This window comes from Pontiella desulfatans (genome assembly GCF_900890425.1).
Lineage (GTDB): Bacteria > Verrucomicrobiota > Kiritimatiellia > Kiritimatiellales > Pontiellaceae > Pontiella > Pontiella desulfatans.
In genome coordinates this window covers 159,877-174,129 of sequence record NZ_CAAHFG010000002.1, presented here as the reverse complement: position 1 = coordinate 174,129, position 14,253 = coordinate 159,877, and the positions used below count along the sequence as shown (strand labels likewise).

18 protein-coding genes are annotated in these 14,253 nt (G+C 54.1%); 9 read left to right on the top strand and 9 right to left on the bottom strand.

Features of this window, described 5'->3' with window-relative positions; genetic code table 11:
• Window positions 1-656: 656 nt before the first annotated feature.
• On the bottom strand, window positions 657-1,157 hold the full coding sequence (locus tag E9954_RS16540) for a hypothetical protein (RefSeq protein WP_136080417.1): 501 nt from the start codon (window positions 1,155-1,157) through the stop codon (window positions 657-659).
• Window positions 1,158-1,305: 148 nt separating this feature from the next.
• Between E9954_RS16540 and E9954_RS16535 the strand changes: the two genes are divergently transcribed.
• From E9954_RS16535 to E9954_RS16525, 3 genes are read left to right on the top strand one after another with little or no spacing between them, the layout of a single operon-like run.
• Window positions 1,306-1,995 carry a hypothetical protein gene (locus tag E9954_RS16535; protein ID WP_136080416.1) on the top strand — a complete coding sequence of 230 codons (690 nt, stop codon included), beginning with the start codon at window positions 1,306-1,308 and terminating at the stop codon, window positions 1,993-1,995.
• A gap of 43 nt (window positions 1,996-2,038) precedes the next feature.
• Window positions 2,039-3,364: a DUF2851 family protein gene (locus E9954_RS16530; RefSeq protein ID WP_168442335.1), complete on the top strand. Its 1,326-nt coding sequence runs from the start codon at window positions 2,039-2,041 to the stop codon at window positions 3,362-3,364.
• 2 nt (window positions 3,365-3,366) lie between these two features.
• Complete coding sequence (locus E9954_RS16525) at window positions 3,367-4,704, top strand: glycoside hydrolase family 5 protein (protein ID WP_136080414.1); 1,338 nt, start codon at window positions 3,367-3,369, stop codon at window positions 4,702-4,704.
• A gap of 172 nt (window positions 4,705-4,876) precedes the next feature.
• On the opposite strand, the gene pspF is transcribed toward E9954_RS16525, so the two are convergent.
• On the bottom strand, window positions 4,877-5,908 hold the full coding sequence (gene pspF / locus E9954_RS16520; protein WP_136080413.1) for a phage shock protein operon transcriptional activator: 1,032 nt from the start codon (window positions 5,906-5,908) through the stop codon (window positions 4,877-4,879).
• A 153-nt stretch (window positions 5,909-6,061) separates the two neighbouring features.
• Here pspF and pspA point away from each other — a divergent pair, with 153 nt between their 5' ends.
• The 3 genes from pspA to pspC are packed head-to-tail and all read left to right on the top strand — an operon-like array spanning window position 6,062 to window position 7,383.
• Window positions 6,062-6,754 (top strand): phage shock protein PspA, encoded by a 693-nt coding sequence (gene pspA, locus E9954_RS16515; protein WP_136080412.1) that lies wholly within the window; start codon window positions 6,062-6,064, stop codon window positions 6,752-6,754.
• Window positions 6,755-6,774: 20 nt separating this feature from the next.
• A complete protein-coding gene (locus tag E9954_RS16510; RefSeq protein ID WP_136080411.1) occupies window positions 6,775-6,999 on the top strand; it encodes a phage shock protein B in 225 nt (74 codons plus the stop codon).
• 3 nt (window positions 7,000-7,002) lie between these two features.
• Window positions 7,003-7,383 (top strand): envelope stress response membrane protein PspC, encoded by a 381-nt coding sequence (gene pspC / locus E9954_RS16505; protein WP_136080410.1) that lies wholly within the window; start codon window positions 7,003-7,005, stop codon window positions 7,381-7,383.
• Here the strand turns inward: pspC and E9954_RS16500 are convergent.
• The 3 genes from E9954_RS16500 to E9954_RS16490 all read right to left on the bottom strand — a co-directional run bounded on the left by E9954_RS16500 (window position 7,373) and on the right by E9954_RS16490 (window position 10,175).
• On the bottom strand, window positions 7,373-7,993 hold the full coding sequence (locus E9954_RS16500) for an exonuclease domain-containing protein (RefSeq protein ID WP_136080409.1): 621 nt from the start codon (window positions 7,991-7,993) through the stop codon (window positions 7,373-7,375). The two genes, pspC and E9954_RS16500, sit on opposite strands and share 11 nt — an antisense overlap.
• Before the next feature lie 62 nt (window positions 7,994-8,055).
• Window positions 8,056-9,267 carry a hypothetical protein gene (locus E9954_RS16495; protein WP_136080408.1) on the bottom strand — a complete coding sequence of 404 codons (1,212 nt, stop codon included), beginning with the start codon at window positions 9,265-9,267 and terminating at the stop codon, window positions 8,056-8,058.
• Window positions 9,268-9,296: 29 nt separating this feature from the next.
• Window positions 9,297-10,175, bottom strand: coding sequence for a hypothetical protein (locus tag E9954_RS16490; protein ID WP_136080407.1), 879 nt, complete (start codon window positions 10,173-10,175; stop codon window positions 9,297-9,299).
• 193 nt (window positions 10,176-10,368) lie between these two features.
• On the opposite strand from E9954_RS16490, the gene E9954_RS16485 reads away from it, so the two are divergent.
• Window positions 10,369-11,430 carry an IS30 family transposase gene (locus E9954_RS16485; protein ID WP_136080406.1) on the top strand — a complete coding sequence of 354 codons (1,062 nt, stop codon included), beginning with the start codon at window positions 10,369-10,371 and terminating at the stop codon, window positions 11,428-11,430.
• 347 nt (window positions 11,431-11,777) lie between these two features.
• Here the strand turns inward: E9954_RS16485 and E9954_RS16480 are convergent, their stop codons facing one another.
• The 3 genes from E9954_RS16480 to E9954_RS16470 form a co-directional block, all read right to left on the bottom strand.
• Window positions 11,778-12,086 (bottom strand): hypothetical protein, encoded by a 309-nt coding sequence (locus E9954_RS16480; protein ID WP_136080405.1) that lies wholly within the window; start codon window positions 12,084-12,086, stop codon window positions 11,778-11,780.
• A complete protein-coding gene (locus E9954_RS16475; RefSeq protein WP_136080404.1) occupies window positions 12,083-12,583 on the bottom strand; it encodes a hypothetical protein in 501 nt (166 codons plus the stop codon). The genes E9954_RS16480 and E9954_RS16475 overlap by 4 nt, the downstream gene beginning before the upstream one ends.
• A gap of 101 nt (window positions 12,584-12,684) precedes the next feature.
• Window positions 12,685-12,858, bottom strand: a complete 174-nt coding sequence (locus tag E9954_RS16470) for a ribbon-helix-helix domain-containing protein (protein ID WP_136080403.1) — start codon at window positions 12,856-12,858, stop codon at window positions 12,685-12,687.
• Between the two features lie 175 nt (window positions 12,859-13,033).
• Between E9954_RS16470 and E9954_RS32590 the strand changes: the two genes are divergently transcribed.
• Both E9954_RS32590 and E9954_RS16465 read left to right on the top strand, forming a co-directional pair.
• Window positions 13,034-13,183, top strand: a complete 150-nt coding sequence (locus E9954_RS32590) for a hypothetical protein (protein ID WP_168442334.1) — start codon at window positions 13,034-13,036, stop codon at window positions 13,181-13,183.
• 155 nt (window positions 13,184-13,338) lie between these two features.
• Window positions 13,339-13,626: a hypothetical protein gene (locus tag E9954_RS16465; RefSeq protein ID WP_136080402.1), complete on the top strand. Its 288-nt coding sequence runs from the start codon at window positions 13,339-13,341 to the stop codon at window positions 13,624-13,626.
• Here E9954_RS16465 and E9954_RS16460 read toward each other — a convergent pair.
• On the bottom strand, window positions 13,616-14,161 hold the full coding sequence (locus E9954_RS16460; RefSeq protein WP_136080401.1) for a helix-turn-helix transcriptional regulator: 546 nt from the start codon (window positions 14,159-14,161) through the stop codon (window positions 13,616-13,618). The two genes, E9954_RS16465 and E9954_RS16460, sit on opposite strands and share 11 nt — an antisense overlap.
• Window positions 14,162-14,253: the final 92 nt, after the last annotated feature.

Genomic DNA, 14,253 nt, shown 5'->3' with positions numbered 1-14,253 from the left:
ACGCAGGTGCCAAGTAGCACACGCTATGCCAAATGAGGGGGGTATGTAGTCAATGCATCCAACGAAAGCCGGACGATCCAACCGCAACAACTAGAGGGTTTGCTCCGGAATCACGCGTCCCGAACCGCCGGCGGATCTTGCTTCCATCCGCCGCTTTTATTTTCATCTTAGTTATTGCTTAACTTCCGGATCGAAAGCCAAAACCGAACTTGTTCTCAAAAAAGAGAAATGGATTCGTGGCCAGCTCTTCTCCTTTTCCCAGCAGGAATCCTTTGCCTCCGCCGAACTACTGGAAAGATCTTTTCAACAAGGTAAAGAACAACCTCTTCACCTTAATCTATAAGCACTTACATCAACAGACATACCCCTGCCTGCATCAAAGGATCGAGTGTTTATATCAGCATCCGCTACCGGTCAAATGTATTTGCCTGCAAATTGAGGAGGTAAAAAAATGCCGTAGAACATGAGGAATCCGACCGGATTTCACCACCCCCTCTAAACACAGCACTTACCCACAAATCAAAGTTTTATATAGTGAAATCTGTTGAAAAGTTTAATTCATGAAAGCAATTAAACCCTCCGGCTAAAAAGCAGAGAAGATCGATGCCAGGAACATGGGAACCGGCATGGTTCAAGGCAGATACCAACAAAGGAATCTAGACGAGCGATTGGATCAGCTTCTCTAGATGACGCTTCAGTTTTACCGGAGGCTTGTCCTGCAAGACCAGGTGCCCGGAAGCATTCCGCCGGGCGTAGGTTTTCCAACCATTGGCACCGCGCCATGGAATGATGACATTATCAAGCGCGGTTTCGGCGGTGGCGGAATCCAGACCAAACTGGCCGCACGTCCAGATGCAACGCTCACGATCCATGCCATTCCGCTGCACCGCTTCGAAGGCAAAATATTCCGGGCACTGTTCGTCGATCCCCTTCTCCATGTCGAAATAGGGATTCCTGGGCGGAGGCAGGCCGGCAGGCTTCATGTTTTCATGACCGTACTTGTAGAAGCCCCGCATTAACTGAATGGCCCGGTCAATCGTTTCCGACTGCGCAACCAGCTCTTGCGGCTCAACGCCCGAAAGCTCCGCAATAGTTGCATATTCGTCCTCGCCATCCACAATGGCCTTCACAACACGGTCTGCCTGCAATGTATTCATGCAGTCATCCTATCTGCTGCCCCGGCAGGTGCAATAGAAAACGATCCTTGTAGAGAATTGCGGATTTACCTCGCAATTTTGTTAGCACTTTGTTTGCGTTTGATTAGCTTTTTGAAAACCATGAATTAACTACAAACTAGGGGAAACCATGGATCAAGTGACTATCAGTCCAAAAAAAACAACTACGCTTCTTGTGGCACTTGCCATTGCAATGGGACTGCTCAACATTGTCAGCTTCGTCCCATTGTTGCGCGGAACCCGGGATGTCCCCATCTACATGCTTAACCTCGATGCAGAACAAAGCATTCCCGCCCTGTTCTCTACCGTGCTCCTGTGGCTCTGCGCCATCTTTGCCGCCTTCATCGCCAGAAGCGACCCCGGCAAACGCTCCTATCGTCTGAAATGGGGAGGTATTGCCCTCGCCTTCTTCTTCTTGGGGATCGACGAAGCACTCTGTTTCCATGAACGCCTGAACGGGATTTTCCTGAGGGACTCCGGCATCCTGACCCTCGGATGGACACTACCCTACGCCGTTCTCGCCATTGTTTTCGCCATCTCGTACCTGAGGTTCCTTGGCGAAATCCCGAAAGAAACCCGCAATTTGATCATCATAGCAGGCTCCCTTTATGTATGCGGATCCCTAGTGGTCGAAGTGATCGGCGGTCGCCTAAGAGCCGGAGGAATTGAAGGGATTGGCTATCATTCCATGGTCGCCATGGAGGAGCTACTGGAAATGTCCGGTGCCATTGTCTTCATTCATGCATTCTCATCCTACATCGATAAACACCTACCCAACTTCCATCTCGGCATCTCTTCAACGATACCAACAGAAGAATAAAAACCAAACACAATGGCCCCATGTGATCCCGATGCTCCACAACATGGAAACATGCTTCCCCCGCTCCCCCGCCTATCGGCAGATGGACTCCGCCGGGGCACTCCGGGAATCCTCGACGCCCTTCCGCCACTTCCCCTACCGCGAGCGGCACATCCAGTGCCTCTGGGCGGATCCGCGCAACCGGCCCGCCGACCTCACAACCACCGATGGCGAACCGGTCGAGGTGGAGCACCCCGGCGACTGGAACCTCGAGGCCGGCCCAGACTTCCTCAACGCCGCCCTCCTGGTCGGCAAAGAAAAGCGGCGCGTCTGCGGCGATCTTGAGATCCACATCCATGCCAACGCCTGGAACCAGCACGGCCACAGCCATGACCCGCGCTATGAAAACGTCCGCTTCCACATCGTCTATTTCCAAGGTGTGGAAATACCTGGCCTTGTCCAGATTCCACTACAAGAACCACTGGCCAGCGATCCAAAGTTCTCGTTCGACAATATCGACCTCACCGCATTCCCCTACTCCATCCCTTCCGGCACGTTCCCTTTGCTCGGAATGGATCCCGACCGGAAAACCGAATTCCTTGAATCCGCAGGTGAGGAGCGGCTTCGGCTCAAGGCCGAGCGGCTAGTGCTTTCCATCCAAACCAAGGAACCGGAACAAGTCCTGTGGGAAGAACTCCTAGCGGCCCTCGGCTATAAAAACAACAAGGCCCCCTTCCGGCAACTCGCCACGGCTCTTCCGCTGGCCCGAATTCGCTCCCTGGCAACGTCGCCCGACGAGGCCTATGCCCTGCTCATTGGCCTCTCCGGATTGCTGCCCACCAATCCCGATCCCAAGTGGACGCCCGAAACCAAAACCTTCATCCGCACCATCTGGGACTTCTGGTGGAAGCAGCCCGAAGAACTCAAGGAACTGGCATTTTTCAAGTCCGCTTGGACGCTCGCCGGCATCCGCCCCGCCAACCATCCCGTTCGCCGCCTCATGGCCGCAGCGCACTATGCATTCAACACGCAGCAACTCCTAGAGCACTGGAACCTTTTAACCCAATTCCCCACCAACCAGTGGACAACGCATATCGGCTGGAAAACCAAATGCAAACCGACCGCGCTCGTCGGCCAATCCCGAGCCAACGCCATCATCACCAACATCCTGGTTCCGTTCCAGGCCGCCAACGGAGCAACCGAATTGAACCTCGGAAAGCTCCCGGTCGAACCCTCCAACAGCATCATCCGCCAGACCGCCTTCACCCTATTCGGCCCCGACCACACCGCCAAGGTCTACAAATCCGCCCTCGCCCGGCAGGGGCTCATTCAAATCTTCCACGACTATCTCATCACCCACCGGCTCGATGAGTTGAATGAAAGAACTTAACCATGAAACAAATCCCACCCATCCTATGTGCCGCCATGATCCTCAACACGGCCAACGGGAATTCCGGAAAACCGCTGATCAAGGATTTCCTGGGACTGAACGGGCATTTCCAGTTTAGACCGGAGTTGTACCGCCCCACCTGCCGACTTGTCCGGAACTACCATAATATCGACTGGGACGTGAACGCGCCAGGCGATCCGATCACCATTCCAAAATGCGTCAACAAGGTCGACTGGGATAAAAACGTCTACGGCAAATGGGCGAAACACGGATTCGAAACCGATATCTGCCTGCAGTTTTCCCGCTTCAGCGAAAGCAACAAGGAATACCGCCAGCTATGGGAGGAAAAAGAGGAATGGGCCCGTCAATATGGCCGAGCCGTTGCCGACTATTTTGGATCCCGCAAGCTCGCGACTTCGATCGAGATCGGCAACGAACCGGGGAACGACTTCGACGACAAGCTCTACCAAAAACTCTTCATCAACATGGCTTCGGGCATTCGGGCGGCGGATCCCGATCTTAAAATCGTGACGGCCACCGCCCATGCGCGCGAGGCCGACAAATATTCCAAGTCGCTCGACGAAACCTTTGCATCCCCGAAAATAAAAGGTCTGTACGACGTGATCAATCTGCACGTCTACCCCATCAAACCCAAGAGCAAGGCGTACAGCCCGTGGGATAGGAGCTACCCGGAAGATCCGCAACTCGACTACCTGAAGATCGTCGACGAAACCATCGCATGGCGAAACAAACACGCGCCGGACAAGGAAATCTGGATCACGGAATTCGGCTACGACTCCTGCACCCCGGAAGCGATGGAAAAGCGAACGGGCTGGTTTAAGAAGCTGAACTGGCGGGGCGTCACCGATGAACAACAGGCGCAATATCTCATCCGCTCCCTGCTCTGCTTTTCCAAGCGCGACATCGACCGGGCCTACATCTATTTTTTCAACGACTCCGACCAGGCATCCGTCCACGCCGCATCCGGCCTCACCCGCAACTTTAAGCCGAAGCCGTCGTTCTGGGCGGTTAAACATTTCTACGAAACCCTCGGCGACTACCGCTTTAGCCGCGTTATCCTGGAAGAAACGGACGGTGTCCATATTTTCGAGTTCACCAAGAACAAGAATCCCACCGACACCATCTGGGTGGCTTGGACGACCCAAGGAGAGAAGCGACATTGCAAAATCGATGCCCAACGGCTTCCCGGAACATTGATCAAGGCCGAGCGGATGCCTTTTTCAAACGCCCCCTCGCCTGTCGTCGTGGGCCCCGAAGGAGAAAGCTTCATCATTATCGATCTGTCAGAGCCCCCCACCTACCTGCACTTCACCCAATAGCCTACAGCCCCGAAAAAGCGATCCATCACCCCCTGCACATCTTCCTCACTCTTTACTGAACACTATCATAGTTCGCGAACTGTGATAGATCGAAGCCTATGAACGCGGAAAGTCCCATGTATAAATGAGAGCCAGATTAGGACACGCTGGAAAAAACCCAGCGCAACAATCGCTAAACCGACAACGCTTCCTTGTGCTTTTTCAGCAGGCCGCGGAATTGGTCATAGGAGAGCTGGAGCAGTTGGGCGGCTTTGCGCTGGTTAAAGTGAGTCTGTTCGAGCGCGGCTTGAAGAAGGCGGTGCTCGTGCTGCCGCACCGATTCCTTGAAGGGCTGATTTAGGTCGATGGGTGCGGCGGATGGCCCCTCGTCGACCTCCAGGTTCGCTTCCGGCCCCTTCGGTGCGTTAGGCAACGGCTCGAAGGGATAGGGCGAAACGAAGGGATTGAAGACGATCTCGTCGATCACATGCCCCTCCGATTGGTAGACGGCGCGCTCGACGACGTTTTTCAGTTCCCGTACGTTGCCTTTCCATGCATAGCGCTCCAGCAGGCCGGTCGCCTTGCGGCCAAACCGGGGAATATCGCCATAACCGAGTTCGAAGGCCATGCGCGTCGCAAAATGGTTGGCGAGCAGCATGATGTCCTCCCTGCGCGAACGCAGCGGCGGTAGATAGAGCACCTCGAACGAGAGCCGGTCGAGCAGGTCGCGCTTGAATTCGCCTCCATCGGCCATCTGGGCCAAGTCCGCATTGGTGGCCCCGACGATCCGTACATCAACCTCGATCGGCTGCGATCCGCCGACCCGCTCGAACGATCCGTATTCCACCACGCGCAGAATCTTTTCTTGCACCGGCAGTGGAATTGTCCCGATTTCATCGAGGAAGAGCGTTCCGCCATGGGCCGTCTCGAAGCGCCCCGCCCGCTGCCGCTCAGCCCCGGTGAAGGCCCCTTTTTCATGGCCGAAGAGTTCGGCCTCGATCAGGGACGAGGAGAGCGTCGAGCAATTCAAAGTGACGAATGGCCCGTCCCACCGGCCAGAAAGATAATGCAGGCGGCTGGCCGCCAATTCCTTGCCGGTGCCGCGCTCGCCAACCAGCAATACCGGGCGCTCAACCGGGGCCACCTTCGAAAGGCGCGCCTGGAAATCCAGGAACGCTTCCGACTGACCCAAAGCCTCGACTACCGATGGTGTATTTTCAGACATTATTGGCCTTTTTTGCTAGATTTTGGCTTTTTATACCACATTGCAGATTATTGTCAATTTTCATTAACCCTTCATTAAGTTTACCTTGCGACAACCAAACAGATTGGCACACTTGCTGTTATTGGGGAGATAACCTAACAACGGAGGCTAACCATGGGTATTTTCACACGATTCCGGGATATCGTTAACTCGAACATCGGCGCCATGCTGGACAAGGCCGAGGACCCCGAAAAGATGATCAAGATGATGATCCGGGAAATGGAAGACACGCTGATCGAACTCAAATCGTCCTGCGCCGGCGTCATTGCCAACTGCAAACGGATCGAGCGCCGCAAGGATGAACTTTCGGAAGTCATCCAAACCTGGACCAAGCGCGCCGAACTCGCCGTCTCCAAAGGCCGCGACGACCTCGCCCGCGAAGCCCTGCTCGAAAAGCGCCGTTTCGCCGAACAGGTTGAATCGGTGGAGGAGGAAATCAACGCGCTGGCCAATCTGATCGAGCAATACAAGAACGACATCACCGAGTTGGAAAACAAATTAACCGGGGCCCGCGAGAAGAAGCGCACGCTCGTTGAGCGGCACAAGCACGCGAACGGCAAGAAGCGAGCACAGGAGGGCATCCGCCGCTACAACGGCACGGACGCCATCGACCGGTTCGACAAGCTGGAAAGCCGCATCGACCAAATGGAGGCCGAGGCCGACCTGGTCAATCCCAAGACCAAACCGACGCTTGAAGAGGCGTTCGCGCAACTCGCAACCGACGAACAGATTGAAAAAGAACTGGCCGACCTGAAGAACTCGCAATATTCTGCTTCAGCAGATTCCAAAGAAACACCAAACGCCTAATCCGGAAGGGGGAATCCAAAATGGACATCGTCGGTCTAGCAGCGGTAATCCTATTGTTCGGAACGCCTGTAATCGCGATTATTTGCGGCACACTCATTGTCATCGCCAAGCGAAAGCCGCAATACAAGGATGATCCCGAACAAACCAAGATGATCCAGGAGATCCATCATGGCCTCGAGCGCATGGAACGGCGGATCGAAGCCCTGGAAACCATTCTCTACGAACCCAAGAACAAGGATCGCTGAGCCATGAGCAATTCAGAAAAAAGCAGAAACGGCCCCTATCGCTCTAGAAACGGAAAAATCTGCGGCGTCTGCGCCGGCCTGGCGGAACACTTCGGCATCTCCACCTTCTGGACGCGCATCGGGGTGGTTGTCCTATTTCTTATTACCGGCGTCTGGCCGACCTTGATCCTCTATTTCGTGGCGGCGCTGCTCATGAAGCCGAGCCCCGTCCGCCCGCTTTCCAGCGACTCGGAAAAGGAGTTCTACGACGCCTACGTGCGCGTACCTAAATACACGATCCACCAGATCCATGAAAAATTCATGAACCTCGACCGGCGCATCCAGCGCATGGAAGACACCGTGACCGCCCGGGCCTACGACTGGGACCGGCGCTTCAGTTCGTAGTCAGTCCGGATCGGTAGAACGCCAACTCGGCGATGGAGGCCTTGATATCGAAAAGCGCATCGTGGGCATTGGCCGCATCGATTCCACCGCCTGGGCAATACTGGTTCAGCAGTTCAATGCTTTCCTTATCGAACGGTTCCCGCCCGACCCAATCCATCCACTGGATCTTGAGGGTGGAGACATCGAGCAGGCGATAATGCAAACGGCCTGCAAACTGCGGAAGGAACCTGCGCATCAGAAACCAGTCGTTATGCACACTGTTGCCGGCCAGCACCGGACGGTCGGACATTTCGGCGCACGGCGTTCCGGCATACCGGTCCAGCATGGCGGCAATGCGGGCATCGGCCTCCTCCAGCGTCACCGCCCCGCCGGTACGGCACTGCGCAACCAGGCCGGATAGGTTTTCCTCGACCCACGCACTAACCTGCTCCCCCTCCTCCAGCCGGATGCAGAGGTTCAGATCGGCGGATTCGGGATGCAACCGGTTCAATTCGTTGTCCGTAATGATGACGGCCACCTGCAGGAGGCGGGCGGCATCCAGCTCCAGCGAGGTAAACTCGGCATCGAACCAGACGTATGCGGATGTTTTCTTCAGTTCCTTTTCACTCATGCGCAGGAGTGAACCACAGATGGGCGCGAATGAACACCGATTATACACCGCAATGCGAAGGACTAGAACGTTCCCTCCAGCTTTTCCATGGCGGCCTTTTCCTCGACGGTCATGTGGTCGCGGATATCGTTGATGATCTCGCCCTTGCCGCGAAACTTGTTGATGATGGATATGTAGGTATCCAACACATTGGAAGCCCCTTCTGCATTCTGCCCCGGCCGGGTCAGCACAACCACGTTGATGGTCGGGAACCGCTTTCGGTCGGGACCGTAGATGTCGGTGCAAATATCCATGAACGACTGGGTCAGCACGCCGGGTTCCTCGCCGATATAGTTCGTGGTCAGAATGAAAATGGTATCCGGCTTCTGCTCAAACGCAAAGCAGACGGCCTTGTTCCAGTGCTCGAATTCCTTTTTGAGCTTCACCCCGTTCTTCGGGAAATGCTTCAGGATTCTCGGGCCCGGCTCATAGCGATAGAGCCACTTGGGATAGACCGGCGGAAGGTCTTCGCCCTCCCAGCGATCGCCATTTTCCCAGTCGAGCGTGATATACTTCGCCCAGAACCCCTCATAGTTGTTTCCGGGGCCGTAGGTTTCCTCCAGCTCCAGCGGGTTCACGGTAGACCCCCACTCGACCAGCAGATCCTTGTTTTCCTGGGTCGCCAGCAACATATTGGTTGAAAACGGCGTGGTGATCTCGCTCATGAAGAAGGTTGCATTGAACAGGGCATATTCCGGCAGGCTCTGCACCATGTCGTTCAACCGCGCCCGCAAGGTATAGAAGCACATGCGCGACTTCGGGCTTTGGTAGCCATTCGATCCATTGGTCGAAGCCGGGCCCGCCAAGACCACGAACACTACTTTTTCACTCTTTTTCTTCACGCCGAAAAAGTTGATCTCGGGAATATTGAAACCAATGTCGCCGCCCAGCCCGCCGGAAACATCCATCGCCCCCATGCCGCCCATCACGCCCGTAATTTCCGGCATGGTGATATCCATCTGGGTTCGCCGCGGGTTCTTGGCCACCACGCGCTTGCGCAGCTTGGCCGTCTGCTTCTTGCGCTTCTCCATCTTGATCGGAACCTGAAGCTTCTTGAGCTTCATCTTCGGCCGCTTGTTCTCCTTGGCAACAAACACCTTTTCTTCCTTAACGATCACCTTGAACGCAACAAAACTTGCCGCCGCCAGGATGATGGCGGCATGGATGCCCAAACTCACCATCGCCGCACTCGACTTGGCGTGTTTTGCAAAAAACGGCTTTTTCTTCTTGGCCATATCAACCTCCCGGAACGCGAAATTCCCGGTTACCCCCCTTCACCACTACCACCCAACTCAACCCAAAGGGTCGGCGGGCGCCGCACATCTTCACGCTCATCAAGCGAATCATCCGCCCACACAATATTCTCTGCGGTCGGCTCCACCCAGACATACTCCTCCGAGAGATCCTTCGGCATCCGAATCTCGCGAACCGTCGACAGCCCGCTCCGGGTCGTGATCGTTGCGCGGAAGATGGCCCCGATCATCTCGCTCTTCAGGAAACGTCCCTCCCCTTCCAGATAGCGCAGCTTTGTGCCGGCCCCCGCAATCTCCTTGCGGCGAAGCACGATGGTTTTCGACGCAAACTTGTTGTTCTTGCCGCTGGGGACGATCGCATACCGTTCAAGGCACGGCCGAACCACAATATCCGGAACCTTCTCCTCAACCCGGTAGTCCATGCGCTCCTGCATGTAGAACAGATTGTATTTGAGTTCAACGTTCTCCAGGTCGTAGCCGGTCTGGTTATCGAACTTGATTTCATATCCCAGCCGGTTGTGGTCGATCTTATAGGTTTGCTGCGCCTCGACATTGCCCGGCGGGCGGCGCCACAGGATCTTCGACCACTTGTTGAGCGACTCCGGCCCATTGAAATACATGCGGAAATGCGTGTTTTGCGAAAAGAGCCTCACCGAATCCCAGTCGCGGACATAGACATAGTCATCATCAACCAAATCATCGGCCTTCAGCTGAACGGTTTTCCCGCCTTCCGTCTTGATCGCCAACTTATCCGTTTGCAGCTTATAGCTCTCGATTTCACCGCGGACACTCTTCCCGTCCTGCGTCCTGAAATCGCGCACCTCCGCATCCGCCGCAACCACCGTCAGGCCAAAACACAGCAACGCCTCGAACAACAAAAACCGATTCATCCAGAAACCCTCAAACAAAATTCAGAAAAGACGCGGTAATTAATGGCAAAAAACCAAGTTTCTGTCGCCATATTTTTCAACAATTGCCACACCCGGTAGACTGTAAATTAAAATGCCCAGTTTGGAAATCAAGTGCCCCATGCCAGAATGAACCTTTCTTCAATTCACCACAAACGAGGATAGGAGCATCGGCATGGAGCAAAATAAAGGTAACATCCCATCACGTAAGGGCAAGCACTTGAACCGAAACGAACGTATTTTAATAGAAGGCTTTTTAAAGGCAGGGATGGCGAAATCTAAAATAGCCAGCCAACTGAGTCGGGATCGGCGAACTATCGATCGTGAGATTAAGCAAGGACAGGTTGAACACCTCAACAGCGACCTGACAACGCAGTGGGTATACAATGCGGACCGGGCGCAAGACGTACATGATCTGAATGCTACGGCAAAGGGGCCTGCGGTCAAGCTGAAGGCCAACAGTGCTGCCGTAGAGTTCATTCGTTGCCATATCGTCATACGAAAGTGGTCTCCGGAGGTCGTGGCCGCACGTATGAAACAGAAGGGCATGGATGAGGCTGTCTGTGCCAAAACCATCTACAATCATATTGATAAAGGCGAAATACCTGGCGTAAGTAACGAGTCATTATGGGAAAAGCGCTCCCGGGGTAAGACGCATAAGTCTCTCCGACGGCAGGCCAAGCGCGGCACCCCGCAGGGTCGTAGCATTGATGATCGCCCCGAGGAGGTTACCAGCCGCGAAGCCTGCGGTCACTGGGAGATCGACCTGGTAGTTGGCGGCAAGGGAACGGGAAAGGCCGCGCTGCTGACCCTGGTAGAGCGAAAAACCCGCAAGTTGATCATCCGTAAGATAAAAGACAAAACCCAGGCCTCGGTACTTCGTGCCGTCAACGGCATTGAGCGCTCCATGGGCAAGGAGGCGTTCAGGGTTATGTTCACATCCATCACAGCCGATAACGGCAGCGAGTTCCTCGATTATGTCGCTCTGGAGCAATCAGTAAAGACCCGGACGCCCCGAACCTACATCTACTATGCCCACCCCTATTCGTCTTGGGAACGCGGGTCCAACGAGAATGCTAATCGCATCATACGCAGGTTCATTCCCAAAGGATGCGATATCGGTAAGTTTACCAACACAGATATCCGAAGAATCGAGGAATGGATCAATCGCTATCCCCGCAAGATCCTCAATTTTAAAACCGCAGAAGAACTGTTCGCTCTGGAGGTTGCAGCATGAGATGTTCGCCGCCACGGAAAGTTGGGCATTTTAATTTACAGTCTACCACAATTGCCACACCCTGGAAATGGCCTCCGCCCCCCCCTTGGACGCCCCCTTCCAGCCAAGGGATAAACCCACCAATCCAACAGAATAACAAGCTGTCCATTGGGATAGGCCCATCCATGCGACCAGACACAAAAAAAACCGCAAGATCAATCGATCTGCGGCATAAAAATGGTGCTCGGGGTGGGATTCGAACCCACATTTGTGGTTTGTAATGTGCGTTTTATTGGGGTTTTTCGGGTATATCGGATGTGTCGGGCATATCCCCGTAGGCAATCCGTTGACTGTTTTAGGGGCGGGAGCTACCCACCCGAGAGCATGAGCCAGAAGCCGATTGCGATGCCGGCGAGAAGGCCGATCAGTATGGCGACGGGGTTGGCTTGCCTCTTGTTCTTGATGGCTTCGGACAGTTCGTGGTGCTTGGCGATGCGGCGGGATCCGCAGGTGGCGCAGTGCCAGGCCTGGGGCTTGAGGAGCAGGATCAGCCAGACGATTAGCCAGATGCCGCCGGTGATTATGGATAGCAGAAGATGCAGGATGTGGCTGGGAGTGCGGCCCTCGCACTTTCGGTATTCGTTGCAGTCCTTACAAAAGAAGCGCTGCGTTTTCATTCTGTGCGCGTCTTCATGAAGGTCTCATAGGGTGCATTGTGTTTGCCAAAGACGTAGACGACGGTCTCGTTGGGTGCGACCTTGTTGCGGATCCATAGGGAGTCATTGGCGCGATTCACCTTCGCTAGGTTTTGCTTGGTTAGATCCACGTTGTCCGAGCCGAAAACAGTCTTGAATTGCCGCGTGAGGGAATCGAACAGATCGTTGCTTGTCTGCTTCGGAAACATTAACTGCACCCAGATCAACTGATCATTCTCGTTGAACATTAGAAATGTACGGTTGGCTGTGGCGAAATAGTGCGAACCGTTGTAACGCCAAGTTGGTAGCGAATCATGCGGCAAATGCGATGATTTCGAAACATCGACGCCGGCTGCGGCCAGTACGGTTTCGGCTTCGGCCTTGGTGCAGCCCCACTTCAGGCCGAAGAATCCTGCCGGGCCGGTGGCTAGTGCGGAGGTGGCGATGGAACAGATTACTGCCAGTAACAGTGTTTTCATGGCGCGTTGCCTTCCTTATTTAAATCCGCACGCCATGGCTTTCACGATGAATCTGAGCGGCGACCGCGGTTTTACTGCCGACGGCCGCTGCAAGGTCGTGATTAAACAGTTTGCATCTTTTTTTTCTGTATGATCTCTTCGCACATTACAGCAATCATGTTTGATCTGCTGCGCTGTTCCTGGCGACTGATTACATCCAGCTGCTTTATGAGTTCCCTGGGCAGGGTGATGCTTATGTTTGTTTTACCCGACTCTTCATCTTGTGATTTAGCCATGGTGTTTCTCCTAACTGGCGGAAGTTTATACAGGAAGCCGTTTATGGTAGCTACTATTATTTTATAATATTTTTAGCCACCAAATTTGATTGAAAAAGCGTTAGCGCAAGGTTAGCTTGTATGTGAGTTGAGGGAGCTGTCTTTTGAGGTATTGCAAACGGGTTGGGGTGATGAAATGCGTGAAAATATTGTGGTTGAGGTGTCGAAGGCTTTGAAGAGTGACCTTGAGGATCATGCGGCCCGGCATGGGCTTAGTCTTGAGCAGACGGTGGAAAATCTTTTGATTGAAATGCTCGCACTGCGGGCAGAGGAAGGCAGCGGTTAGAGAGACTGTTGCTGTTTGTGGGGCCTTCCGTTTTTCGGCGCTTTTTTGGTGTCGGTGATCATCTTTAACGAAAGCCATTTAACGGGATGCTCTTATACCATAAACTATTAGTTTCTGGTATATGGTAATAACTTGTTTACGTCTAGGAGGACGAGATGCACTGCAAAGCATTCCCAGAGCTTATGGCCTGGCAGATCCAGATTCTAAAAGATGCCATCGATGAAGACAAGTGGCTGCTGAGCGAGCGGGCTGGCAGGGACGTCGGTCTGCCATTTGCAACCGCCGACTTTGAACGGCGACACCTCCGCACCTGCGCGATCAGCTGGCGCATCATGTATTGCGGCTCGATTTGCGACCATCGTGACGGGTGTGATATCGGCAAAAGAATGGTGGCGCGCGATAAGGCCCGGCAAGAAGAGACCACCGAATCGACTACTGCATAAATACCGGATCGCGGCCTTTATAGCCCGCTTCGTTCGCGGCGGAATAGATGGTTTCAACATCTTGTTCGGCTGCGACGTTGCGGAGCCATTGGTCGATGGCCTCCATACCTTTCCATCCGCAGCGCACGGCGAGGATCAGAATGGTTCCGCCTGGCTTGTTGTGGAAAATCCAGTTGCGCAGGTCGGTATGGGCATCGGCATAAAGTTCCCGATCCCCTTCCGACACCTTGAGGCGTGCCTTTTCGGAATCGGATAGTTTTTCGATATAGCCGCCGAGGGCGTTGTGGGTATCTATTTCGAGCATGTTAGCCATGATGGCCATGTTTACACCGTTGGCAATTTCCGGCGGCTTGCACCCGAGCGCTAGAGCGATCGCGGCGGCGGTTTGCAGTGAGAGGTTTTTTGCCGATCCGGTTTCGATGCGGGTGATGTATGATTCACTGACATCGGCGAGCTGCGCCAGATCTTTCTGGGTTAGCTGCTTGGCCTTGCGGCGCGTGATGATCTCTTCTCGATTTGGAGTTATTTTTTCCATGGCACCCTCCCTTGTGGTTGCCTCATTTACTGCGGTAATACTCGGATTTTGTCAAATTTCAAATTTTTTCCAAAAAATAATTTGACGTACCT